Source organism: Kaistella haifensis DSM 19056 (genome assembly GCF_000735695.2).
GTDB classification, from domain to species: domain Bacteria; phylum Bacteroidota; class Bacteroidia; order Flavobacteriales; family Weeksellaceae; genus Kaistella; species Kaistella haifensis.
In genome coordinates this window covers 96128-120657 of sequence record NZ_JASZ02000004.1, presented here as the reverse complement: position 1 = coordinate 120657, position 24530 = coordinate 96128, and the positions used below count along the sequence as shown (strand labels likewise).

The following is a 24530-nucleotide window of genomic DNA, read 5'->3' as shown; positions in this document are numbered from 1 at the left end:
TTATTAAAGAAATACAAAGATAATAGGTTTGTGTGGGAATGGAGTTAAGTTCCTATTAAATTGTTCTATTTTTAAGATGAAACTAAAATTTTAAAGTTCACTTAAAAAAAAAACTTCCAGATTATTTCCCGGAAGGTTGTTTATTTGAATAGAGAAATTTTTAGAATTTCAAATCTCCGTTTACTTCTCTTACTGCTTTCGCTGCTTCTGCGAATTTCGCTTTCTCCGCATCGGTAAGGGTGATGTCTACGATTTTCTCAACGCCATTAGCACCGATAATTGCAGGAACACCCAAACAGATATCGCTTTCGCCATATTCGCCATCCAACATTAGTGAACAAGGAATCATTTTCTTTTGATCGCAAAGGATGGATTGTACCAACACAGAAACCGCTGCGCCCGGTGCGTACCAAGCTGAAGTACCGAGTAATTTTGTAAGTGTAGCTCCTCCTACTTTGGTTTCTTCTGCAACATAGTTTTGCTGTTCTTCTGACAAAAACTCGGTTACAGGCACACCATTTCTTGTGGCTTTGCTCATTAAGGGAAGCATTCCGGTATCGCTATGTGCGGCAATCACCATACCGTCAACATCTGATATGGGGCTTTCTAATGCTTCTGCCAATCTATATTTGAAACGTGCAGAATCTAACGCTCCACCCATTCCGATGATTTTATTTTTAGGTAATCCTGAAGTTTTGTGAACTAAATAAGCCATGGTATCCATTGGATTGGAAACCACGATGATGATGACATCCGGAGAATGTTTTACCAGATTCGCAGTCACATCCTTTACAATTCCTGCGTTGATGCCGATCAGCTCTTCTCTGGTCATACCAGGTTTTCTTGGAATTCCGGAAGTGATTACGGCAACTTTAGAACCTGCGGTTTTGCTGTAATCTCCGGTAGTTCCGGTAATTTTGGTATCAAACCCGTTTAATGAAGCGGTTTGCATCAAATCCATCGCCTTGCCTTCCGCAAAACCTTCTTTGATATCAACTAAAACTACTTCTGAAGCGAAATCTTTCATCGCAATGTATTCAGCACAGCTTGCGCCTACAGCACCTGCACCTACAACGGTTACTTTCATATCTAATTATTTATTGTTTTTAACGGAGATATGGAACCTTTCGGTTTCATATTTATTATTTAATTTATTATTGTTTAAAAATAATCGACAAAAAGGAAAATTTTGCTTAAAAAATCCTTCAATGTCTTAGGACAAATTTAAGAAATATTGAAGTGGTGGGCAATTCTAAATTTAGAATTTATTTATTTTATAAATGATCTTGGTTGATTTTTTATTACCCTACATCAACCGCATTCTCTTAATTCTTAGTTACCTTTGTTTGAAATATCCCTCACATGACTTTCACCGAACATCTCCATTTGGGCTATCACAACAGAAAATTCGATATCGACAAGCGGAAAACTGAGAATTTTATCGATCGCTTTTTTCGGTTTATCTTTTTTTTGGAATATCAGCGGTGCTCCGAAATTGAACTGATTGAGCAAAGGCTTAGTGATTTTAAAACAGAATTCACCGAAATTTTATCTACGGTGATGACCGGTCACGAAACCGTGGAAAGCGATGTTTTTTTTGAAAAATTCCCCGAAATTTATCGTTCACTAGAAAACGATGCGCAATATATTTTTGAAAACGATCCCGCTGCACAAAATGTGGAAGAAGTGATGTTTTCCTATCCCGGATTTTTCGCAATCGCTGTTTACAGACTTTCTCACGAACTTTTTAAAAACAAAATCCCACTGATACCAAGAATCTGGACCGAATATGCCCACAGCAAAACCGGAATCGATATTCATCCCGGCGCAGAAATCGGCGAAAATTTCTTTATCGACCACGGTACCGGAGTCGTCATCGGCGAAACCTCGATTATTGGGAAAAATGTAAAAATTTATCAAGGGGTAACTTTAGGCGCACTTTCTGTTACGAAAGATTTACAGGATCAAAAACGTCATCCAACCATCGAAGATCAGGTCGTGATTTACGCCAACGCAACCATTCTCGGTGGCGAAACCATCATCGGTGAAAACTCGCTCATCGGTGGAAATGTTTGGGTCACAGAAAGTGTGGCACCAAATTCAGTGGTATTTCACAAAGGACAAGTTACGGTGAAAAACAAATTCCCGGCAAATGAGCCGATTAATTTCATCATTTAATTCAAATACAATTTTAAATAAATACCTCATATCATGAAGATTAATAATGTTTTAGAAGCCATTGGAAACACTCCACTCGTTAAGATCAATTCTATTTTTGATAAAAATGTGGAAGTTTGGATGAAACTTGAACGCCAAAATCCCGGCGGCAGCATCAAAGACAGAATTGCACTCGCAATGATCGAAAAAGCTGAAAGAGAAGGCAAAATCAATAAAAATACCCTTATTGTAGAACCAACTTCCGGAAACACCGGCGTTGGATTGGCAATGGTTTGTGCCGTGAAAGGCTATCAACTCGTTTTGGTAATGCCCGAAAGCATGAGTGTGGAACGCAGAAAACTGATGTCTTCTTATGGTGCTAAATTTGTGCTGACTCCAAGAGAACTCGGAACTTCCGGAGCAATAAAAAAAGCATTAGAAATGGCAGAAACCCTCGATAATGTTTGGATTCCTCAACAGTTCGAAAACCCATCAAACCCTGAAATTCATCAGAAAACTACCGCTCAGGAAATTCTCAACGATTTCCCCGAAGGTTTCGATTATGTGATCACGGGAGTGGGAACCGGCGGCCACATCACCGGTGTTACCCAAGTTTTGAAACAACAATTCCCGAATCTGAAAAGCTTCGCTGTGGAACCAAAAGATTCACCGGTAATTTCCGGAGGTAATCCCGGTCCGCACCCATTACAAGGAATCGGAGCTGGGTTTATCCCGAAAGTTTTGAATACCGAAATTCTCGACGGAACCATTCAGGTGGAAAAAGACGAAGCGTACAAATTCACCAAAAAACTAGCAAAACAGGAAGGAATTCTCGCGGGAATCTCTACCGGAGCTTCTTTGGCAGCGATTAACAAAAAACTTTCCGAAATTCCGGAAGGATCGAAAATTCTTACTTTCAATTACGATACCGGCGAAAGATACTGGTCTGTTGACGGACTTTTCGAGGAAAGTGCTTTCGAATATTAAAACAAAAAAATCCTGTTTCGGCAGGATTTTTTTATTAAAATAGTTTCTGACATTTCGGGCAAATGTAAATCTTCCGGTTAGTTTCCGTAGAAATAGCTATCTGAATTTCCGATTTATCTTTCGGACACATTTTCTTCTCAAAAATCAATGCTTTTGAATTGACCTCATCATTTTTAAAATATTCAACAAGTTCATCCGCGAAATTCACAGCGCTTACAATCAGGAAGATCAGTTTTTTTTCCGGAATATTTTTTACCAAACTTTCCGGATGAATTTTTGCCCGATAAAGTGCTTCGGTTCTGATGAGATCGCCCATTCCAACAAAAACACTTTTTTCCATCAAAGCATTTCCGATATTTTCTTCCGCGAAATATTGCTGAAGTTTGCTCAACGCCAATTCTCCATCAAATTTTTTATTTAAAATATCATTAGGAAATTGGAAATAATCATTCGGTTTTCCTTGATGAATTTTAGTTTCGCACGAATAAAAATTGATCTCGGAATGTGGAAAATGCAAAGAAAAATCGGCGGCTGCTTTTTTAGTTTTGTTCACCAACATGCTTCCCGAATTCCCAAAATCAATACTTAAAAAGAAATCATTAAACACCAATAGCATCAAGTTCCCAAAAGAATCAAGGTCTATAATTTTAATAAAATCAATGGCAGAAAAATCGGTTTCCGCCTTGCTAGAAGCACGCGAAACGGTTTGCCCCTTGAATCGCTGCAATTTATTTTTAAGAAAAACCACGAAAGAACCGTCCTGCATTTTGGGTAAATTTTAAGTTAAAGGATTGCTTTTTTATTGTTCTTCTTCGAAATAAAGTCGGTAATATTTCCCTTTCTCATCTTGTCCGGTTTCGATGAGTTTTCGGTCGCCGTGAACGTAGATATGGAAATTTTTGTCGAGTTTGATCACACTTTTGAAACCTCGGCTTTGCTTCTTCACCGCCGCTTCACTGATGGCAAAATCTTCGGAAATGGAAACCTGCATTTCTTGCTCATAATCGGATTTGAAATTGCTGAAACTCTCGATAACATTAGGATCTTCCAAAACTTCGTTGGTAAATTCATCAAAATCAAAGGTTTCTTTTTCCTTGAAAAAGTTGATGGATTTGTTGAGGAAATCGGCCTGGTCGGCTTTGGTTGTTTCAAATTCCTGGGGAAGTTGCTTGGTGATATATTCTTTGTAAACCGTGAGCGTTTCTTGGGTTTGAAAATATTCGTCGTCGCGCTGTTTCACTTTCAAGAAATCCTCGAACCAATAGTACATATCGCCATTTTTGTTGTTATCAACCACCGAAACAGCATAACCTGTTTCTTTGCTGCTGTTGTAGATCAACGCGCCTTTATCCAGCTTGGAAAGCCCAATTCCGTAATCTTTTTCGATTTCGAAAGCTTCGTTCTGAGGGAAAATTTTCAGGAAAGGATTCTTATTTTCGGTTTTGAAAATCCCGATTGAATCGATTTTGTTTCCGTCGGCGTTTTCTTCGCCTTCAAAATAAACGATGAAGAGTTCGCCGCTTTGTACCCGCGGATTTTCAGCGATATCATACAAATGTTGCGCAATATTTTCCGCTTCGTAAACGAATTTGTTTTTGTCTTCAAAAATCTCGGAAACTGAGCTGTACACAGGATTATTAACCAAATAAGTGTCGCTGTAAAAACAAAACTGTTCCTCTGATTTGAAGGCTTTCAGAAAGAAATCTTCAAGCAATTCTTTCATGTCTTCCTCCAGTTGCAATTCTTCTTGGGAAAGGATTAAAGATTCCTGATTGATTCTGTTTCCGACTTTATGAACGATAATTTTTGAGAGCATTTTTAAGTTTTAAATAAAGTTGCAAAGATATTCTAAAAGGAAGAAGCGAGAAAGTTTCCATGGAAATTTCCACAGAAAACATTTTATTCAAAAAAAATGGCTGATTTTAATGATAAAACTTTGAAAGATGAAAGATGGCAATTGCTGCTGCCACGGGCATTTTAATACATGAGTATTTTACTCCATTATAGTCAGTAATTTGTTCATCATCTGCACTGTTTGATTGACCTCGAAATTAATTTGCATCTGCGCTTTGTGCTTATTTTAATATTAAAAAAAAATGAAATCACCATAAATTTAATCACTGTTTAAGGCATCTTTATAATACTCGATGGCTTTTTTTCTTTCCTCATCGTGGTTAACCATTTCCTTTGGGTAATCTGCTGTTCCAAATTCGGGAATCCATTTTTTTATGTAGGTGAAATTTTTGTCAAATTTCTCCTGCTGCAGATATGGATTAAAAACTCTAAAATAAGGTGAACCATCTGCACCTGAACCTGCTACCCATTGCCAATTTCCAATATTTTGCGCCTGATCATAATCCAACAATTTATTGGCAAAATACGCTTCCCCAATTTTCCAATCAATATGCAAATCTTTGATTAAAAAACTTGCTACGAGCATGCGAACTCGGTTGTGCATGAAACCAGTTTCATTAAGCTCTCTCATCCCAGCATCCACCAGTGGAAAACCTGTTTTTCCTTCGCACCATTTTTTAAATTTATCTTCGTCGAACTCCCATTTCACCTGATCATATTTAGGCTTGAAGGATTTGGTGACGGTGTGTGGAAAATGATAGAGCAACATCATAAAAAATTCTCTCCAGATCAATTCCCGAAGGAATTTATTACTATTTTTCCTTGCGTAATTTACCAATTTCCGAATTCCCACTGTTCCAAATCTTAAATGGACGGACACTTTTGAAGTTGCATCTGCTGCGGGGAAATTTCTTTTTGCACCATATTGTTTCAGTAAATCCTCACTTAAACTGGGCTTTTGAAAAATTTCTCCTGCATTTTCAAAACCAATATCTTTCAGCGTTAAATGATTCGGTGTAAATTGAAAAAAATGATCTAATAAATCTTCTGATTTGTACTCTTCTAAATGTTCAGGTAATTGAGATTCCCATTGTTTAGCATACGGGCTGTACACTTGAAACGGCTGCCCATCTTTCTTTAAAACTTCCTGTGGTGCGAAAATGACTTGATCTTTAAAAGTTTTAAATTCAATGCTTTTTGATTGTAGAAATTTACGAATTTCATCATCTCTTCTCAGCGCATACGGTTCATAATCTTCGTTGGTGAAAACGGAATGAACATCATATTTTTTAATAATTTTTTCGAAAACTTCCTTTGGGTTGCCATAATATATATCAACTCCAGAAGCCACCTTTGCTAACTTTCTGTTTAACCTTTCAATTGCCTCGTAAATAAATTGAACGCGCTTGTCTTTCTTATCGGAAAGTTGAGTTAGAATTTGCTGATCGAAGATGAAGATGGGAACTACTTTTAAATCTTGCGATAATGCCTGATACAGCCCATGATTATCATCTAATCGTAAATCTCTTCTGAACCAGAATATGTTGATTTTCATTATTAAAACTATATTTTATACATGGTGGTATTGAATTGAGCTTACGAACTGTGAGCAGGAAATAAATCTCCCAAAATTTTAAATCTACTTTCGAAGATTTTTCTCACTTTGTTTTTCACAAAAAATCCTGCTACCAGATCGCCAACAAATCCCATCGGTAATTTGAAATTAACAATATCTGTCATAAGAACTTTGCCATCTTGTAGTTCTTCAAAATGGTGTTCATGGTGCCACATCGCATAAGGCCCGAAACGTTGTTCGTCGACAAAAAACTCGCCTTCTTTCAGGTGCGTAATTTCCGTTACCCAATTACTTTTAATCAAAGGAAAAACTCCTATTTTATAGGTAATGATTTGTCCTTGATAGGTGTAATTTGGTGGATTATTGGTGATGGAAAACGCCATATCAACTGGGGTAATTTTGTCTAAATTTTGCGGTAAAGAGAAAAATGCCCATGCTTTTTCCAGGGGCATTGGCAAAACCTGTCTAGAAGTCAAGGTATAAATGCCAGATTGTTTAGTTATTTTTATGTCCATGATTGATTCTAATCGGTTGATCTAAATTCATTTTTTTCTTTAAAAATTCAAAAAGCAATACGCTGCTATAAAGCATCGAAAAACAATAGAAAGAATCTTCCAGTGGCATGGTTCCCACACGAATTCCAAGATTTTCAGCATTATCATAATATACTACGGGATTTGCCGAATAACTTCCTGTCAAAGCACCATTTACAAAATAAAATGGCAGATAAATCAGGATAAAACTTAGATAAAAACGTCGGGCATATTTCCACTGATAGATGATTTGGGCCAACATGAGCAAGGCAAATAAACCGAAACTGCACAAGGTGTACAATCGATCATAATTACTCAGCACAACGCCCAAAGAAATTATTAGTAGCGCGATGCTGATGATCTGCGTAGCAATTTTACTTAACTGTAATCTTGGAAAGAAATATTCCAGTGAGTAATGGATAAAATTACTGGAATAAGGAATGAGAAGAAAGAACAGCCATTCCTCGATAGGCAATTTCAATATTCTAAATCCTAATAAGTATTGATCGTTGAAACCCCAAATATCGGAATATGCGAAGAAGATATCCCAAATAATAAAGAATAATCCAACGCTGATAATTGCTAGAAAATATGGTTTCCAAAATCGCGCAAAATGCATCCACTTCTTTTCAAAACTAAAAAAAAACGGCACTGAAAATGTCGCGATATTTAAAAGGATATAGTAATATTTCTCCATGATAATGGTTAGTTCATCGTTAATCATTTATGTAAAAAGTCCAACAAAACATCATGAATCAACTATTTGCGCATTTTTCTGGCTTCAATAAAATATTTTTTGGGTACGTAAAGCATTCCGAAACATTCGCCATCTTCTTTTCCTAAATGTTTGTGGTGAATTTTATGTCCTTTTCTCAACCCTCGGAAGTACCAGTGGTCAACTTTATCAAACCATTTGAACCTTCGGTGTATCAGTACATCATGGACCAAAAAATAGCAAATTCCGTAGAGTAAAACTCCCGCTGCTAAAAATGCTAACCAGGTAATTCCGCCCACAGTTCCGAGATAAAACAAAATCATACAAGGAATAGCAAAAACCACAAAGAAAAAATCGTTCTTCTCGAAAACGTGTGAATAGCCAGGTTGGTGATGATCTTCGTGAAAATACCAGCCGAGAAGTCCATGCATGATGTATTTGTGGGTTAGCCATGTGATGCCTTCCATTGCTACAAAAGTAACTGCTGTGATTGCCAAATATAGTAGAATCATTTTTTTAAATATTTTTTAATGAAAATTTTCAAATCTTCGTCCGTTATATTTTCATAATTTTTCAAAATAAATGAGCGATCTTCTTTAATATTATCGGTATAATTCAGAAAAGCTGGTGCCTGTTCTTGGGTCATCAGTCTGAACAATCTCAATTCCAAATTTTTCGAATCGCTGCTAATTGCATGATTCAGGCTTTTTTTTCCTTCTTTAAAATAAGATAATTTTTTAAAAGGATTGGCAGCATGTTTTGCCATGAAAAATTGTCCGACACTGTAAAAACCTTGATAAATAGGCAATTTATTTTGTTTAATAAGCGCCTCAGATTTCTCCATCAATTGTATTGCTGCAGCTGAAGATTTTTCACCTTTAATTAAATAATTTCTCAGCTCTTTGAGGTTTTGAGCAAAAATAATATTGCACATCAGCGTAAAAATTATGATCAAAAATTTCATCGAATAAAGTATAAATTCTTAGTTAGAAGCATCTCTCCCATCAGATAAATTTTCCTTGCGTTAGAAACACGGATTCTACTTTTCATCAGGGTTTCTGCACGCTGTTTTCTGATTTTCTTGAAAAGACTGATGTAATACTTGTACGCCATAAAAACTGCGCTTCTGCTTGATAAAGGAAGCATCTTGATTCCGATGAGCGCCTTTTCAAAATCGCTCTTAATATTTAATTCTATTTCTGCTTTTTCTCTTTCTGAAAAATCCAGAAAATTCACATTTGGGAAATAGGTGCGATTCAAATCGTTGTAATCAGCGGAAATATCCCGAAGAAAATTGATTTTTTGAAAAGCTGCACCAAGACTTTGTGCATAAGGTTTCATTTTTTCGTAGTCCTCTTGCGTTTTCACAAAGACTTTTAAACACATTAATCCCACCACTTCTGCACTTCCATAAATGTAGAGATTATACAATTCATCATTTAAATCTTTAATCTCGCCTAAATCCATTTTCATGGAATATAGAAATGCATCGACCAAATCCTGCGGAATATTATTTTCTTTTTGAGTTCTGCAGAATGACTGAATCACAGGATTAAGTGAAATTCCGTCTTCCAAAGTTTCTCTGTAATTTCTTTCGAATTCATTAAGCAATTTCTGCTTATCATAATCATGGAAGGTATCGACTATTTCATCAGCAAACCGTACGAAGCCATAAATATTATAAATATGCTGACGAATCTCCCGACTGAATAACGAAGAGGCCCAGTAAAAAGAAGTGCTGTACTGTTTGGTTACCAACTGAGAAGTACAATCTGAAATTTTATTGAATTTTTGAAAATTATTCATAATGATCTTCTTTATTAATTAAATTTTCCTTTGCTTAAAATATATTCACTTACCACCTTTCCGGAAATTAATGCGGGTGGTACCCCAGGACCAGGAACGGTTAACTGACCTGTATAAAAGAAATTATCTAATTTTTTATTTCTTATGGAAGGTCTTAGCACAGAAGTTTGCATTAGCGTATTTGCTAAACCATAAGCGTTCCCCCGACAAGAATTATAGCGATTTTTGAAATCTTGGGTTCCAAAACTTTTTTTGAATAAAATCTTCGGCCTCAGATCTTCACCGGTTGAATCCTTAATCCTATCTAATATTAAATTAAAATAATGCTCATGGATCTCTTCCGAATCTTCTAAATCCACCGCAATCGGAATAAGGAAAAATCCAATTTCTTTACCTTCTGGACAAAGCGAGCTGTCCGTTTTGCTGGAAAAATTAGCGTAGAACAATGGCGATTTCGGGAAGGTCATTGTGTCGTAAATTTCCTCAGCGTGCTGCTCAAAATCGGTGTCAAAAAACAGATTATGATGTTCCAAAGTTTCAACTTTCTTATCAAAAGCAACATAATAAAGCAACGAGCTGGGAGCAAAAGTTTTCTTTTTCCAAGATTCTTCACTGTAGTTTCTGTTATTTTTAAGTAGATTTTCAGTGTGGGCATAATCCGCTCCCGAAATAAAAACATCGGCAGCGAAGGTTTCTTTTTCCGTAGAAACACTCACTACTTTACCCTTTTCTGTCTGTATAGATTGCACCGCGGCATTGGTTTTGAAATCCACACCTAATTCTTTGGCCAATTTCACCATCCCTAAAGCAACGGCATTAAAACCGCCTTTCGGATACCAAGTTCCCAAACCAAAGTCTGCATAATTCATAAAATTATAAAAAGCGGGTGTATCCTTTGGTTTCGCGCCCAAAAACAGGACGGGAAATTCCAAAATACTTCTCAGTTTTGGATTTTTTATATTTTTTCGGATTTGCTGACTGATATTTTTTACGAAAAGACCTAGTCGCTTTGCTGTTTCCCACGACACCAATTCCGTTACTGAAAGCCCCGGCTGATAAACCAAATCCTTCATAGCGATATCATAATTCTCTTGCGATTCACTCATAAATTTTTTCAGATGCTTTCCCGAACCTTTTTCAATACTTTCAAAAGTTTGGATAATTTTTTCTGGAGTATCTTCTATATCAATAAAATCATTTTTACCAAAAACCACTCGGTAAGCCGGAGAAAGTTTTTCAAGCGTATAATATTCTGAGACGTTTTTTCCAAAATCTGCGAAAAAACGTTCGAAAACATCAGGCATCCAATACCAACTCGGTCCCATATCGAACTTGAATTCATCAATCTCCATCATGGAAGCCCTTCCTCCAAGCTGTTCATTTTTTTCTAAAACAGTTACATTAAATCCAGATTTTGCGAGGTAGCACGCCGCAGACAAAGATGAAAAACCGGACCCAATAATTATAGCTTTTTTCATGAGTAAAAATAATTGTCCAAATATATACTTTTATTTTTATATTTGTATAATCTTTTACCAATTAACAATTCACTTATAAAATGAAAACAGAAGTTTTTACAAAAGGCAGCATTATAGAAGCTTATTCTGATTATATTTTACCGTATGGCGAGCGTCCAAAAAGTATTTACCAATTTACTGAAGATTTAAACACCACTGAGCAAGAATTTTATAAATAACATGGATTAAGTCATCGGCGAAATCCAACATCTGGTTGTTAAGCCTTCCCGTTTAGAGAAAGTCGGATTTTTAAACCTAGAAAATACACGGATGAATTACGGATTAGTTACGTATTTTGTACCGGAAAAAATTGCGAAATTGTCTTATGCAAAACCACATTCGCAACCTCAATTTTTAATCTCTTAATAATGAATACCAATTTTTTTATCAATTTACTTTTAGAAGTTCAAGAATTTGAAAATTCAGGAAGCTCTAAAAACGATTCCACCATTGAGGATTTTCGTAATTTTTTAAATGACAAGCATTACAAAAGTCAAAGCCCACGATTTATCTCGGAGAGTGAGCACAAGAAGGTCAACGATTTAGAAAATGAAATTGCCAAGCAAGTGATCCTGCTTTCTCGTTTTACAAAGCAAATGATTCGTAGAGGACTGCAAGATTTTCCGGAATTATACAACGAAGAGTTCACCTACCTCTATAGAATTATGGACGAACCTTTGCTAACCAAAATGCAACTGGTTGAAAAGAATGCCCATGAAAAACAGACAGGAATGGAAATCATCAGAAGATTAGTGAAAAACAATCTGCTGGAGGAAATTCCGGACAGCAAAGATAAGCGGGTAACCCGATTGAAAATTTCCGAACTTGGTAAAAAGTATTTTCATCAATCCGTTGAATCTGTAAGCATCACTTCCAGAGTTTTATCTGCAAAATTAGATACTGAAGAAAAGGATAATTTACTTAAAACTTTAAAAAAATTAAACGAATTTCACTTTAATGTCTATCACCAATACAAAGATTCTGACATTACGGAAATTAATAATTTAATCTAAATCTCCACAACATTAAAAAAAATTAAAATGAAAAAAATTTTAATCACGGGAGCTAGCGGAATGGTAGGGAAAAAATTGTATTCTGCGCTTAAGGAAAGAGGTTATACCGCACATTGCTTGGTGAGGAAAAAACAAAACATATTCGACCATGAATTTGTCTGGAATTATGAAAATGACTATTTGGAAGAAGGTGCTCTGGAAGGCATTCACAGCATCATCCACTTGGCAGGCGCAACAATTGCTAAACGGTGGACTAAGGCATACAAGAAGGAAATCATCAGTTCCCGCGTGGATTCTGCCCTATTTATAGAAAAGAAAATTAAGGAAAAAAACATTAAATTACAATCATTCATTTCGGCTTCAGGAATTAATTATTACGGTGATTGGAATGATGAAAAGGCTGCTACGGAAAATGATGAGCCGCAAAAAAAAGATTTTCTTACGGAAGTTTGTCGTTTGTGGGAAGAATCCGCAAACCGCTTCGAAGCAATTTCGGAAAGAATTGTAAAACTTAGAATTTCTCCTGTAATTTCGGCCCATGGTGGATTTCTGGAACCTTTAAAAAAATTAACGAATCTTCATCTTGCTTCACCAGTTGGTAGTGGTAAGCAATATTTTCCGTGGATCCATGTGGACGATTTGGTGGGTATGTTAGTATTCGCTCTTGAAAATGAAGACATGAGTGGTACCTTCAACGCCTGTGCAGACGAAGTTCCGACAAATGCACAATTAATGAAAACCTTAGCGAAATCAATGGATAAAAATTACATTCCAATGGCTGTTCCTGGCGTAATTTTGAAACTTACCATGGGTGAAATGAGCGAAATGATCTTAAACGGAGTAAATGCCAGCAACCAAAAAATTAAATCAAAAGGGTTTATTTTTAAATATAACGAGCTTGATCACGCGTTGAAAAATGTGGTAAAGTAGGCATCACCTTTAGAAAAAGATTTATCCCTAATTTTTTTTGATCTAAAAAAATTCTTTATTCGATTTAAAAAACAAACAAAACGCTGTAAACAAATAGCTTACAGCGTTTTTATGATTATTGTTAACCGGTTTTAATCGATCATTATTTTACTTCTTCGAAAATGAACATATATAGTAGTCAATTAGTTACAATCTTTATGGTACAAATATGATTGATAAAAATAGGTCAAAAATTTTGCAATTTGTGAAGTAACACACTAAACATCATCCGTTTATGACCAAAAATAATAAAATTTATTCATTTTATCAAAAAACAGGAATGAATATCCGTAATTTATCATAATTTTTGTATATTTGTAGTAATCAAACAATTAGATATGAATTTATTCAGTTTTTCAGCACATTTTGGGACAGAAGATGATTGTATAAATCATTTTAAATCTGAGAGAGATAAAATAGGACTCACGTGCAAATGTGGAAGCACAGAACATTTTTGGATAAAGAGCAGATTAAGTTATGAATGCAAAAAATGCAGAAGTCGAACTTCTTTGAAAAGCGGAACCATCATGAAAAATTCGAATTTGTCTTTTCTAATTTGGTACAAAACCATGTTTTTGATGAGTGTTACCAAGAAAGGATTTTCAGCCAAAGAAATCCAAAAACAATTGGGATTAAAGAGGTATGAACCAGTTTGGGCAATGGTTCATAAGATAAGAAAAGCCATGGGAAACCGAGATGCACAATACACTTTGGAAGGGATGATAGAATTTGACGAAGCCTATTTTACAGTAGAATCTAGCGAAATAGAGCAGAAAAAAGGAATTCGTGGAAAAGGTTCAGTTGGGAAACAAAATGTAGCGATGATAGCAGAATCAACACCGTTAGAAGATATTGATACTGGAAAAAAAGAAAAACATGTTCGCTTCTTTAAAGCGAAGGTTTTAGATGGACACAGTGGAGAAGAAATCAATGAAGCCATTAAAGAATCTATAGATAATCAGAGTATTGTTTTTACAGATAAAAGCACTTCTTATGTGGATATTTCAGATTTTGTAGAGCTTCATATTATGGAAAAAAGTTCAAAAGAAACTACCGAAGAAACTTTAAAATGGGTTCATATTGCCATTAGCAACGCCAAAAGAAATTTGTTGGGCAATTACCACAAAATAAAAAGAAAGTATCTTCAACTCTATCTCAACGAATTCATCTACAAGCTAAATCGAAGATATTTTGGAGATAGACTCTTTGAAAGGCTTATTATTGCTAACATTACAGGATTATGATTAAAAACGGATAATCAATAATTTTTTTGAATAAATGATTTCAAATCGGCTTCTGCAAACCAAAAACTCGGACTGAAGATGCCAAGTTTTCTAAACTTTTCGGTATATTTTAATCCGGTATAGAAAGAAATCAATCCACCCATTGAAGAGCCAATTAATGCTGTGTTTTTTGCATTTCGAAGCGTTCTATAATTTTTATCAATGTAAGGTTTCAATGTTTTTGCTAAGAAATCTGAATATAAATCGCCTTCTCCACCTCCGTATTGCGAGTTTTTCCAAGGGGTGTATTCATCAATTCGATGGCTGCCACCATTGTCGACTCCTACTACGATAGCGCCGTAATCGCCTTCTGAAAAAAGTTGGTTCAGGGTTTCGTCGATTTCCCATTCTCCTTAAAACGAGGTAGAATTGTCGAAGAGATTTTGCCCGTCTTGCATATAAATTACAGGATGTTTTTTCTTCCCGCTTTCGTAATCAGGTGGAAGATAAATCCAGATTTTTCTTGTTCTTCCGAGTTGCGGAATCAGAAATGAATCGCTAATCAAGTGTACATTTTTGGCTGCAGTGCTCGTATTTTCGCTCGTTTTTTCCCAGGAAATAATTTTCGCTTCAACTGTTTGTGGCTTGCACGCGAATGTGGTATGGCGGTTAGGCATTGGCTTTCCGGAAGCGTCTCCCTCGGCGGTCTCCCAACTTCCGCGGGTGAATTTGTATTCGATTGGTCCATCTTTTTCAGGCAACGTAATGCTATAATTTCCTTTTTCATCAGCAATTAAAGAGGCAGCATTCGGATTCCATCCATTGAAATTCCCTGCAACATAAATAGTGCTATTCTTTGGAGTGGCTGTATGGATTTCCGTTACTTTTAAAATGATTTGAGCTGAAAATTGTACAGAAACGCAAATCAGAAACAGCCAGTTTTTCATTATTTTTTAAAGAAATCCATCAAATCCATGTAGTTTTTCTGGTTTACACCGTGTCCGCTAATGTATTCTCGGAAGGAGAAATAACAGCTTAAATCGTACAACAAATCAGCTGCTTTTCGGCCCCATTCCAATGGGATTACCGCGTCTTCGGTTCCGTGAGAAATGAAAAATCTCAATCTTTCGAGTTTCTTTTTATCCTTCACTATGTTTTCCAGCAGTTTTTCTTCCGGATAACAACTCAGGCAGGCTACTTTCGAGAATAATTGCGGGTTTTCTAAAGCCAATGCATACGACAGAATTCCTCCCTGCGAGAATCCGCACAAATGGGTTTCGTTATCCGTCAAACCGTAATGATTGCTGATTTTCAAAATATTTTCTAAAATTCCGTTCAGTGATTCCTTGGCTTGGGGAATATCGATTCGGTTTTCCGTGTTCATCAAATCGATGTCGTACCAAGAATAACCTTCATATTGCGAATTCAGAGGCGCACGAAAACTAACAACCAACCAATCTTCGGGTAGAGTAGGGACGAAGGAAAAAAGATCTTCTTCGTTGCTTCCGTAGCCGTGAAGTAAAATTAAAAGTGGAGTTTTCGAGTTCAAGTTTTGCGGTTCGCGAACCAAATAATGTAAATCCATAGAACAAAGATATTCTATTTTTTAGGAGTCGCAATGAAGAAATATCAATGGAATTTTCAATTATTTTTTCATTTAAATTTTTCTAGTTCTAGAAATGTAGTATAATTAAACATTTTTTATATTTAACATTTTATCTAAAGTTTAGCTTTAAATAAAATATATTTTAACATTTGAAAATAAACTAAATACAATAAAATAGTAAATTTTACTTTAAGTAATTATAAATAAAAATTGAGTGCAATTCACATTCGTAATCATTAAGGCATCAGAAAAATCTGAGTTATTTCTCATGAAAATTGAAACTTCCTTGCATTAATTTTTAAATTGAAATAAGCAGTTTATTTGTTTTAAATTTCTTTGTTAAAAAAAAGAATTAATGAATATCTAAGCGAACAATTGAATTGAATTTTTAATTTAAAATAAGCAGTTTATTCGTTTCAAATTTCTAAGTAAAAAAATTATAAATGAATATTCAATTTGAATTATTGAGTTGAGATTAAAGCAAAAAAAAATCCTGAACAAGAAATTCAGGATTTAGATTTTTAGTAAAATTCAGGTTTCGTAAACCCGATTGATTTATATTTCTCTCGTAACTTTTGCTACAGGTTTTAGCTGGATGAGTTTCATTTTATCCAAAAGAATCATGATGTAATAAGTTACATCGATTTCGTGCCATCTTACGCCACCGAAATTGGCTCTTCCGCCATGTTTGTGGTGATTGTTGTGGTAACCTTCGCCCATCATCAACCAATCGAAATGAAAAAGGTTTTTTGAGGTGTCTGAAACTTTAAAATTCACGTATCCGTAAATATGTCCGAACCAATTGATGATAACCCCATGAATTGGCGCCATCATGTACGCAACCGGAAGTAAAATCCACTGCCACCACGCCGTCGCAAAGAAATAGAAAAATGCAGTGTAGGCAATTGCCCAACCAATGCGGGAACCCCAAGAACTTGCGAACCTGTCGAAACTTTCCCATTGAGGAACGTTTTTGGTGAATTTCTCCTCGATTTTAACCTTTTGCTGGTTGATTTGCTGGTAAATCGTTTTGGTACGCCACATCATCGTGAAAAGGTTGTGGTCGTATTTCGGTGAATGAGGATCTTTTTCGGTGTCTGCATATGCGTGGTGCATTCTGTGCATTACTCCATAACCGTACGCAGAAAGATAGTTGGAACCTTGGGTAATCCAAGTTAAAACATAGCATAATTTTTCACCAAATCTCGACATCTTGTAGGTTTGATGTGCTGCGTACCGGTGAAGGAAAAAAGTCTGGAAAAACAGCCCTGAATACCATAGAACTGCGATGAAAATAATGATGACCATTAGAAATAGGAATAAAAAATTAAAAATTAAAAAATTGGCGGTTGGACCGGCTTAAAATGTTGCTATGAAAAAAAATTCGGATTGTTTTTCCGGATTTTCGTTTCTGGTTATATTGCTTTTACGATGAAATAATTTTTTTTGCCCTTCTGCAATAATAAGAATTTTCCGTCGATAAGGTCTTTTTCTGATACAGAAAAGCTGTCGTTCACTTTTTCTTTGTTGATGGAAATCGCGTTGCTTTGTAATTCTCTTCTTGCTTCACCTTTCGATTTCAGGAATCCGGATTGTTCGGAAATTAAATCGATCAAGCTGCTTCCCAACACTTCATTTTTGTCGATTTCCTTTTGTGGAACTCCTTCAAAAACTTCCAGAAAAGTAGCTTCGTCCAAATTCACCAAATCTTCAGCAGTAGATTTCCCGAAAAGGATTTCCGAAGCTTTCACTGCTTTTTCAAATTCTTCGCGGTTGTGAACCCAAACGGTAACTTCCTCGGCGAGTTTCTTCTGAAGTTTTCTCTCGTGTGGAGCAGTTTTGTGTTCAGCAATCAGGTTTTCGATTTCTTCTTTGCTTAAAAATGTATAGAATTTTATGAATCTTTCTGCATCTTCATCGGTTGCATTCACCCAAAATTGGTAAAATTTATAAGGCGATGTTTTCTTTGGATCAAGCCAATAATTTTCGCCACTTTCCGATTTTCCGAATTTGGAACCGTCGGATTTGGTGATTAATGGAACCGTCAAAGCGAAAGCTTCTCCTTGTGCTTTTCTTCGGATAAGTTCTGTTCCGGTGGTGATGTTTCCCCACTGATCGGAACCTCCCATTTGCAGTTTCACATTTTTTTCACGATACAAATGCAGGAAATCGTAACCTTGCAAAAGCTGGTAAGTAAATTCGGTGAAACTCATTCCTTCTGCGCCACCTTCGCCGGTAATTCTCTTTTTTACCGACTCTTTCGCCATCATGTAATTTACGGTGATATTTTTCCCAATTTCACGAATGAATTCTAGGAAAGAAAATTCCTTCATCCAATCATAATTATTCACCAATTCAGCTTTGTTGGCTTTATCTCCGTCGAATTTCAAAAATTTCGAAAGTTGGTTTTTCAAGCAATCCACATAGTGGCTTAAAGTCGCTTCATCTAAAAGATTTCTCTCGTTGGATTTTCCCGAAGGATCACCGATCATTCCGGTTGCACCGCCCACCAAAGCGATAGGTTTGTGACCGTGTTGCTGAAAATGAGCCAAAATTTTGATCTGAATAAGACTTCCGATGTGCAAAGAATCTGCGGTAGGATCAAAACCGATATAAGCGGTAGTGATTTCTTTGTTCAGTTGTTCTTCGGTTCCGGGCATCATGTCGGCAAAAAGTCCGCGCCATTTCAGTTCTTCAATAAAGGAATTCATTCTCTTAAAAATTATTTAATTAGCAAAGATAAGGTTTCGAGTTACAAATTGCAAGTTTCGGAATTATTGGGGTTTTCTAATTTTTAGAAATTTAAGTTGAAAAAATGATTTGCTTTTTTAATGATCAATAGAGGTGGGCTTTAGCCCGCCAAAAGTTGAATTTCAAGATGGCTTTAGCCAAAATCTAAATCACAGATTATCATTTAATTATAAAAGCCTAATTTTGCACCCCGAAAATAGAGATACAAATATGAAAAGAATTGGCGAATACCGAAAATTGTTGGGAGTTGATCAATCTGCAACACTGAAAGACCTGAAAACAGTGTATAGAAGCACGATGAAAGATGCGCATCCCGATAAATTTGTGAATGACGAAGCCGGAAAAGCGGATGCTGAGGAAAAAAGCAAATCAGTAATCGAGGCTTATCATTTTCTGGTGAGCATCAACCCGGAAACTCAGGAGAAATATAAAGAAGAATATACGGAAACCATTACCCAATCCATTATTCAGGATTTTTATTTGGAGAAATCCATCTTAAAAGTCCAGCATTTTAATGGGAAAATGTACGAATACATCGGCGTTCCAAGAAATACTTACATCAAAATGGTGAATGCGGATTCGCCGAGCCGTTTTGCGAGAAGACACATCTATGGAAATTTTATTTATAGAAAATCCGGGGAAGTGATGGCGGATTAATTTCTGAACTTTAACCTTGTCAATGTTCTAAATTTTGACAAGATTAATGTAAGTTTCAGGTTCCATTATTGCTAAATTACTTGTTTTGTAATCTTTAATATTTCTGGTAATAATTACCTTGATTTCATTGCTGTTTTGAGCAGAAAAATTCTGAAGTGCATCCTCAAAATCTTTAAATTCTGAATGTAAAGCGTCTAAAACTGCATCTTTATTGGTTGTTATAACATCAACAATATTCAATAACATTTTTAGATTTTCAATCACTTTTTCATGTTTTGCAGTTTTTCTGAGCAGATAATAAATGTTACTCAACACGATTGAAGTTACAAAACCTTGAATTTTACTGTTTTCGCACCAACTCAAAATTTGGGCTGCGTCTTCTGAAAATGGTTTTCTATCAAACAGAAAATCAAGAATAACGTCGGTATCAATTAAAACCTTATCCATTACAAATATTTTTCAGTCAATCGTTCGGATAATTCTTTTTTGTAATCGAAATCTTCAGGTATTTTGAATGAACCCTTTAAAGATTTAACCTTCGGAGAAAGTTCTCCCTGTTTCGAAAATTCCTCTGTTGTTAAAGCTTTCAGGTAATTTTCAATTAAATCTGAAAGACTTCTTTCCTTTTTTCGCGCGTATTTTTTAGCCCTTTCAATAACGGATTGATCGATGGTTAAAGTGAGTTTTTTATTCATCGTAGCTATATTTGAATACAAATTTACAAAATAAAATTAAACACGTGGATTTTTTAATGTTTTTACACGTATTATTTTTTGTTAAAAAATAAAATTGTTCAAGAGGGCGAAGTGATGGCGGATTAATTCCCCAGATTTTTTTTCCTTTTTAAAACCTTTCCACGCGGTTCATCGCCTTCGTACAAAGCAATTTCAGAATGTAGAAATTCTGCTGCCGCGGCCGAATCGGCTACTTTTATTGCGCTGCGCTCCAGCATTTCTGATTCAAATTTTGTTAATACCGTTTTCCGAATGCCGTTTTTTCGCCAATCGGAAGATGGATTGCAATTTCTGGAAATTTCCCGAGCCAGTGATAATGCATCCAGCAACGCCTGATTCGCACCTTGACCTTTAAATGGACTCATTGGATGTGCAGCATCGCCAATTAAAGTGATAGATCCTGCATTTTCAAAAGATTCTGGTGATAATAATTCGCGGTCATACACCGGATAACCTGAAACGAAAACCTCCGGAGTTGCCGATAAAATTTCAGGAATCGGAGCGTGCCACGGAGTTCTGCGAATGGCTTCTTCTTTTAAAGCGGATGATCCTTTTGCACTCAAAATTTTGGCTTCTTCTTCCCCCATCGGAAAACTGAGTTGCCACATCACAGATTCCGAATCGTAAGGCATCACATAAATTCTTTCGTGCCCATTCGCTGTCTGAAAAACCGTTGCGGAATCCAGCAAATTACTTTCCTGATTTTTCAATGCACTCAAAGGACAAATTCCAAGAATGACAATACAATTCAAGTATCTTAATGGAAACTTGTCATCTTTAATTAAAAAATTTCTTACCGTACTTCGAATTCCATCGGCTCCTACAACCAAATCGGTGTGAATTGTTTTTGTTTGATCGCCGTTTTCAAATTGCAATTCTAATTTTCCGGTTTTATTTTTTTTAATGTCCAGAAGTCGGTGATTCCAATGAATGTTATTTTTATTGTCGAGTTGTTCCAAAAGCGCTGCACGCAAAGCTTGTCTGGCGATATGAACATTGGTTTTTCGTGGTGTTTTTTCGGCAGCATTTTCGAGCCATTTTCGCATTCCCCATTCGCCAACGACTTTTCCGTCGGGATTATGAACCAAATGTCGGGTAGAAACCACGGATTTTTTTAAACTAAAAATTCCAAAACCCTCAATCGCTTTACTCGCTTGTTGAAGGGTGAGTCCATAACCTTGTGAACGCGAATCGAAACTTAAATCTCTTTCGAAAAGCGTAAAAGGAATGCCACGATGCAAACAAGCCACCGCAAGCGCAACGCCGCCAATCCCGCCGCCAATAATCGAAACATGCGGAAATCGTTCGAAATCCGGAGCGGGAAGTGCTTCAGAAACGATCAAACCGGAACCTGAACAATTTGGGCAAGAATAGCTATGAGGAATCGGGAGAACGGGTGGTTTTCCTTGTTTACCGGATTTTTCAAAATTTTCTAATTCGGCAAGGTAACGAAGTCGCACGCTTTTTCGGATTCGGCGCTTTTTTTTGCCAATTCCCAGACATTCCGGGCAAATTGTCCAATATTTTCTTTCGTTTTCCGTCATTTTTGATGGTTTCCGCTGATTTTTAATCTTTAAAAATTATTTTAATGAAAGTGAATAGATTTTTTAAAAATTAAAATAAAAAAATAACGCAATTGCCCATAAATACTATAAAACTGATTGGGATTATTTGTTTTTGCTAATCCATCTTTGTTCTCGCCATTCTTGTTGTTTGGCTTTCGGAAGGTAGCTCCATGCGATGATGCGGGTGCTTTTGTTTCCTGTTCCCATCGGAATGGTTTTTATTTGAACAATTTCCATTTCGTTGAGGAGTTTGTAGATTCCTTTCAGGTTGCCTTGTTTGGAAACCAAAGTGGAAAACCAGAAAACATTCTCTGCGAATTGTTTGCTTTCGCGAATCATTTTATGGATAAAAGCGGCTTCTCCACCTTCATAAATCAGTTCATTGCTGATTCCGGCGAAGTTGAGCGTTGCTTTTTGAGGTTTTTTACCGGTAAGATTTTTTAATTTTCTTTGGGTTCCTTTTTCTGCTTCTTCGGAAGAGGAATGAAACGGAGGATTGCAGAAAGTGAGATCTACTTTGTCGTTTTCACCAATAATTCCATCAAAAAAAGCGTCGGAATTTTGTTGTAATTTAATCTCGATTTTGCCTGCTAAACTGTCGTTTGCTTCGACTATTTTTTTAGCAGTTTCTACAGATTTTGGAGCAATATCCGAACCTATGCAATTCCAGCCGTATTCGGTAACCCCGATGATGGGATATATGCAATTGGCTCCAACGCCGATATCTAAAGCGGTAATTTTGTTTCCTTCAGGCAGATTTCCGAAGTTGGTTTGTGTTAAAAGATCGGCGATATAATGCAGATAATCTGCTCTTCCCGGAATCGGCGGACAAAGATTTTCATCCGGAAAATCCCAATTTTTTATCCCGTAATAATGACTCAGCAACGCTTGGTTAAGCAATTTTACAGCTTCAGGTTTAGCAAAATCCACGGATTCCGCTCCGTATTTATTGGGTTTAATGTGTTGCTCGAGTTCCGGAACGGCTTTTTTTAAAGCTTCCAGATCATACGCTTCACGGTTTTTATTGCGAAGATGAAGTCGTGTTTTCTCGGGAGTATTTTTTTTAATGGTCATCTTGGGGTTATCAGTCTTAATTTTGAGGGATTATGCTCCGATATATTTTTTGACCACTTCTTCAAATTGGTCGATATCGAAAGGTTTTGCAAGATAATCATCAGCACCTGCTTCATTGGCTAATGCGTCAATATTGCTGTTTGCCGAAAAATAAAGAATAGGTATGTTTTTTAAATTTTCGTTAGATTTTAACATTCTTGTAGCTTCAATCCCGCTGATGTCAGGAAGCCAATTGTCCATGAAAATAAGATCCGGCATATAATCCAACACTTGTTGTTCTACATTATTTGTTGTGGGCGATGTTTTTACTTCGCAACCCAAATCTTCAAGAATTTCGGTGCACAGTTCCAGAATTTCCAGATTATCATCGAAGATAAATATTTTTTTTGCTGTGGTAGGATTCATTTTTGTGAGAGCTTATTTATATATGCAGCCATTTCTGAATCGTTCAAGACTGCATCTGGGTTTACGTGTTCTATTGCGAATTCGGGCATATACCTTACAATGGCCGAATTGGGGTTTTGAATGATCACTTTTCCACCTTTATCTTTTACTTTTTTGAGTCCTTCAGTACCATCGTTATTGGCTCCGGAAAGCAGTAAACAGACAAGATTATTTTTAAAAACTTCCGCAGCACTTTCAAAAGTGACATCGATCGAAGGTCTTGAAAAATTCACTTTCTCGGAAGCATCGAGTGAAAAAGTTTGATCGGCCTCGATTAAGGTGTGATAATTCGGAGGTGCAAGATAAATGGTTGAAGGTTTTATTTTTTCTTTTTCTTCAAGTTCTTTTACCCGCAGTTGTGTTTTGGTGGATAAAATATCGGTCAGGATATTGTCTTTCCCGGATTTTCGATGCAATACAATCACAATTGGGAAATCCAGAAAAGAATTAAGCCCGGGCAATACATTCAGTAAAACCTCGATGCTTCCGGCTGATCCGCCAATAATTAATGCGCTGCAATTTTCCATTTTTAATGTATTTTGCGCCAAATTTTTTCTCCTTGTAATCTTTCATAATTTTTAGAAATTGATGAAAAATCCAAAGTTTCTTTCGTTCCTAATGCCAAATAGCCACGCTTCTCCAAACTATTATCGAAAAGTTCAAAAACGGTATTTTGCAAAGGTCTATCGAAATAAATAATCACATTTCGACAAAGAATTAATTGAAATTCATTGAAAGAATTGTCCGTTACCAAATTATGCGTAGAAAAAATAATTTTCGATTTTAGTTCGTCTTTCAATTTCCCGAGGGAATAATTGGCGGCGTAATAATCAGAAAATTGTTCACTACCTCCCGCGGCGATATAATTTTCGGTGTACAATTTTATTTTACTTAAAGGAATCATCGCTTGAGCAGCATTTTCGAGCACCGCACTGTTGATATCGGTCGCGTAAATCAAAGATTTGTGCAACAAGTTGAGTTCTTTCAAGAAAATCGCAATCGAATAAGCTTCTTCTCCTGTACTGCAACCGGCAACCCAAATTCTGATGAACGGATAAGTGCCAAGTTTGGGAAGGATTTCGGTTCTTAAAGTTTTATAAAAAGAGGGATCTCGGAACATTTCCGTTACATTGATCGTCACTTCTTCCAGAAATCTTTTAAAATAACCTGGTTCTGTTCTTATTTTGTAGCGATATTCGGCGAAACTCACAAAATGATCCAACTGATAAAGCCGCACAATTCGCCGCTTGAGCGATGCGCGAGAATAGCCCGTGAAATCATAACCATAGACTTCCAGGATATCGCCGAGTAGGGTTTCGAGATGTTCGTCGCTGTGTTCGGAGTTCACT

Annotated in this window: 27 protein-coding genes and 1 pseudogene; 7 read left to right on the top strand and 21 right to left on the bottom strand. The window is 36.3% G+C overall.

From position 1 onward, the window contains the following. Window positions 1-160: 160 nt before the first annotated feature. Complete coding sequence (locus AP75_RS03770; protein WP_031502910.1) at window positions 161-1087, bottom strand: malate dehydrogenase; 927 nt, start codon at window positions 1085-1087, stop codon at window positions 161-163. A 275-nt stretch (window positions 1088-1362) separates the two neighbouring features. Between AP75_RS03770 and epsC the strand changes: the two genes are divergently transcribed. Next, window positions 1363-2178: a serine O-acetyltransferase EpsC gene (gene epsC / locus AP75_RS03765; protein ID WP_034767097.1), complete on the top strand. Its 816-nt coding sequence runs from the start codon at window positions 1363-1365 to the stop codon at window positions 2176-2178. Between the two features lie 33 nt (window positions 2179-2211). Next, window positions 2212-3144: a cysteine synthase A gene (gene cysK, locus AP75_RS03760; protein ID WP_031502905.1), complete on the top strand. Its 933-nt coding sequence runs from the start codon at window positions 2212-2214 to the stop codon at window positions 3142-3144. Between the two features lie 34 nt (window positions 3145-3178). Here the strand turns inward: cysK and AP75_RS03755 are convergent, their stop codons facing one another. The 9 genes from AP75_RS03755 to AP75_RS03715 form a co-directional block, all read right to left on the bottom strand. After that, window positions 3179-3910 (bottom strand): hypothetical protein, encoded by a 732-nt coding sequence (locus AP75_RS03755; protein ID WP_088263625.1) that lies wholly within the window; start codon window positions 3908-3910, stop codon window positions 3179-3181. Window positions 3911-3943: 33 nt separating this feature from the next. Continuing rightward, a complete protein-coding gene (locus AP75_RS03750; protein ID WP_088263624.1) occupies window positions 3944-4960 on the bottom strand; it encodes a nucleoid-associated protein in 1017 nt (338 codons plus the stop codon). 297 nt (window positions 4961-5257) lie between these two features. Further along, window positions 5258-6553, bottom strand: coding sequence for a cryptochrome/photolyase family protein (locus AP75_RS03745; RefSeq protein WP_088263623.1), 1296 nt, complete (start codon window positions 6551-6553; stop codon window positions 5258-5260). A 41-nt stretch (window positions 6554-6594) separates the two neighbouring features. Continuing rightward, a complete protein-coding gene (locus AP75_RS03740) occupies window positions 6595-7089 on the bottom strand; it encodes an SRPBCC family protein (RefSeq protein WP_031501767.1) in 495 nt (164 codons plus the stop codon). After that, window positions 7070-7831 (bottom strand): lycopene cyclase domain-containing protein, encoded by a 762-nt coding sequence (locus AP75_RS03735; RefSeq protein WP_242589757.1) that lies wholly within the window; start codon window positions 7829-7831, stop codon window positions 7070-7072. Before AP75_RS03735 ends, AP75_RS03740 begins: the two co-directional genes overlap by 20 nt. Window positions 7832-7866: 35 nt before the next feature. Continuing rightward, window positions 7867-8334, bottom strand: coding sequence for a sterol desaturase family protein (locus AP75_RS03730; RefSeq protein WP_031501848.1), 468 nt, complete (start codon window positions 8332-8334; stop codon window positions 7867-7869). Further along, a complete protein-coding gene (locus AP75_RS03725) occupies window positions 8331-8756 on the bottom strand; it encodes a hypothetical protein (RefSeq protein WP_143755800.1) in 426 nt (141 codons plus the stop codon). Before AP75_RS03725 ends, AP75_RS03730 begins: the two co-directional genes overlap by 4 nt. 26 nt (window positions 8757-8782) lie before the next feature. Continuing rightward, complete coding sequence (locus AP75_RS03720) at window positions 8783-9628, bottom strand: phytoene/squalene synthase family protein (protein WP_031501849.1); 846 nt, start codon at window positions 9626-9628, stop codon at window positions 8783-8785. Window positions 9629-9642: 14 nt separating this feature from the next. Continuing rightward, a complete protein-coding gene (locus AP75_RS03715; protein WP_088263621.1) occupies window positions 9643-11106 on the bottom strand; it encodes a phytoene desaturase family protein in 1464 nt (487 codons plus the stop codon). A gap of 80 nt (window positions 11107-11186) precedes the next feature. Here AP75_RS03715 and AP75_RS14215 point away from each other — a divergent pair, with 80 nt between their 5' ends. From AP75_RS14215 to AP75_RS03700, 4 genes are all read left to right on the top strand, one after another. Then, window positions 11187-11324, top strand: a complete 138-nt coding sequence (locus tag AP75_RS14215; RefSeq protein WP_158212062.1) for a hypothetical protein — start codon at window positions 11187-11189, stop codon at window positions 11322-11324. A gap of 189 nt (window positions 11325-11513) precedes the next feature. Continuing rightward, window positions 11514-12158 carry a MarR family winged helix-turn-helix transcriptional regulator gene (locus AP75_RS03710; protein WP_031501741.1) on the top strand — a complete coding sequence of 215 codons (645 nt, stop codon included), beginning with the start codon at window positions 11514-11516 and terminating at the stop codon, window positions 12156-12158. 27 nt (window positions 12159-12185) lie between these two features. Then, window positions 12186-13088: a TIGR01777 family oxidoreductase gene (locus AP75_RS03705; protein WP_088263620.1), complete on the top strand. Its 903-nt coding sequence runs from the start codon at window positions 12186-12188 to the stop codon at window positions 13086-13088. A gap of 377 nt (window positions 13089-13465) precedes the next feature. Beyond that, on the top strand, window positions 13466-14371 hold the full coding sequence (locus tag AP75_RS03700; protein WP_088263619.1) for an IS1595 family transposase: 906 nt from the start codon (window positions 13466-13468) through the stop codon (window positions 14369-14371). A gap of 14 nt (window positions 14372-14385) precedes the next feature. On the opposite strand, the pseudogene AP75_RS14630 reads toward AP75_RS03700, so the two are convergent. The 4 genes and pseudogenes from AP75_RS14630 to tyrS form a co-directional block, all read right to left on the bottom strand. After that, window positions 14386-15027: pseudogene (locus AP75_RS14630) on the bottom strand (alpha/beta hydrolase). Window positions 15028-15296: 269 nt separating this feature from the next. Beyond that, the gene (locus AP75_RS03685) at window positions 15297-15935 is read right to left on the bottom strand and encodes an alpha/beta hydrolase (protein ID WP_031504728.1); all 639 of its coding nucleotides are present in this window, start codon (window positions 15933-15935) and stop codon (window positions 15297-15299) included. 576 nt (window positions 15936-16511) lie between these two features. Then, window positions 16512-17264 (bottom strand): acyl-CoA desaturase, encoded by a 753-nt coding sequence (locus tag AP75_RS03680; protein ID WP_031504726.1) that lies wholly within the window; start codon window positions 17262-17264, stop codon window positions 16512-16514. Between the two features lie 107 nt (window positions 17265-17371). Then, window positions 17372-18667 (bottom strand): tyrosine--tRNA ligase, encoded by a 1296-nt coding sequence (gene tyrS / locus AP75_RS03675; RefSeq protein ID WP_088263618.1) that lies wholly within the window; start codon window positions 18665-18667, stop codon window positions 17372-17374. 250 nt (window positions 18668-18917) lie between these two features. Between tyrS and AP75_RS03670 the strand changes: the two genes are divergently transcribed. After that, the gene (locus AP75_RS03670; protein WP_088263617.1) at window positions 18918-19364 is read left to right on the top strand and encodes a KTSC domain-containing protein; all 447 of its coding nucleotides are present in this window, start codon (window positions 18918-18920) and stop codon (window positions 19362-19364) included. Between the two features lie 27 nt (window positions 19365-19391). Here the strand turns inward: AP75_RS03670 and AP75_RS03665 are convergent, their stop codons facing one another. From AP75_RS03665 to AP75_RS03635, 7 genes are all read right to left on the bottom strand, one after another. Continuing rightward, entirely contained in the window at window positions 19392-19811 is a 420-nt protein-coding gene (locus AP75_RS03665; RefSeq protein WP_031501754.1) for a type II toxin-antitoxin system VapC family toxin, read from the bottom strand. Beyond that, window positions 19811-20059, bottom strand: coding sequence for a DUF6364 family protein (locus AP75_RS03660; protein ID WP_088263616.1), 249 nt, complete (start codon window positions 20057-20059; stop codon window positions 19811-19813). The genes AP75_RS03665 and AP75_RS03660 overlap by 1 nt, the downstream gene beginning before the upstream one ends. 122 nt (window positions 20060-20181) lie before the next feature. After that, window positions 20182-21642 carry an FAD-dependent oxidoreductase gene (locus AP75_RS03655; protein ID WP_088263615.1) on the bottom strand — a complete coding sequence of 487 codons (1461 nt, stop codon included), beginning with the start codon at window positions 21640-21642 and terminating at the stop codon, window positions 20182-20184. Window positions 21643-21765: 123 nt separating this feature from the next. After that, the gene (rlmF, locus tag AP75_RS03650) at window positions 21766-22737 is read right to left on the bottom strand and encodes a 23S rRNA (adenine(1618)-N(6))-methyltransferase RlmF (protein WP_031501989.1); all 972 of its coding nucleotides are present in this window, start codon (window positions 22735-22737) and stop codon (window positions 21766-21768) included. Window positions 22738-22767: 30 nt separating this feature from the next. After that, on the bottom strand, window positions 22768-23142 hold the full coding sequence (locus AP75_RS03645; RefSeq protein ID WP_088263614.1) for a response regulator: 375 nt from the start codon (window positions 23140-23142) through the stop codon (window positions 22768-22770). Then, window positions 23139-23708: a chemotaxis protein CheB gene (locus AP75_RS03640; protein ID WP_088263613.1), complete on the bottom strand. Its 570-nt coding sequence runs from the start codon at window positions 23706-23708 to the stop codon at window positions 23139-23141. Before AP75_RS03640 ends, AP75_RS03645 begins: the two co-directional genes overlap by 4 nt. 2 nt (window positions 23709-23710) lie before the next feature. Then, on the bottom strand, window positions 23711-24529 hold the full coding sequence (locus AP75_RS03635; RefSeq protein ID WP_088263612.1) for a CheR family methyltransferase: 819 nt from the start codon (window positions 24527-24529) through the stop codon (window positions 23711-23713). Window position 24530 lies beyond the last annotated feature (1 nt).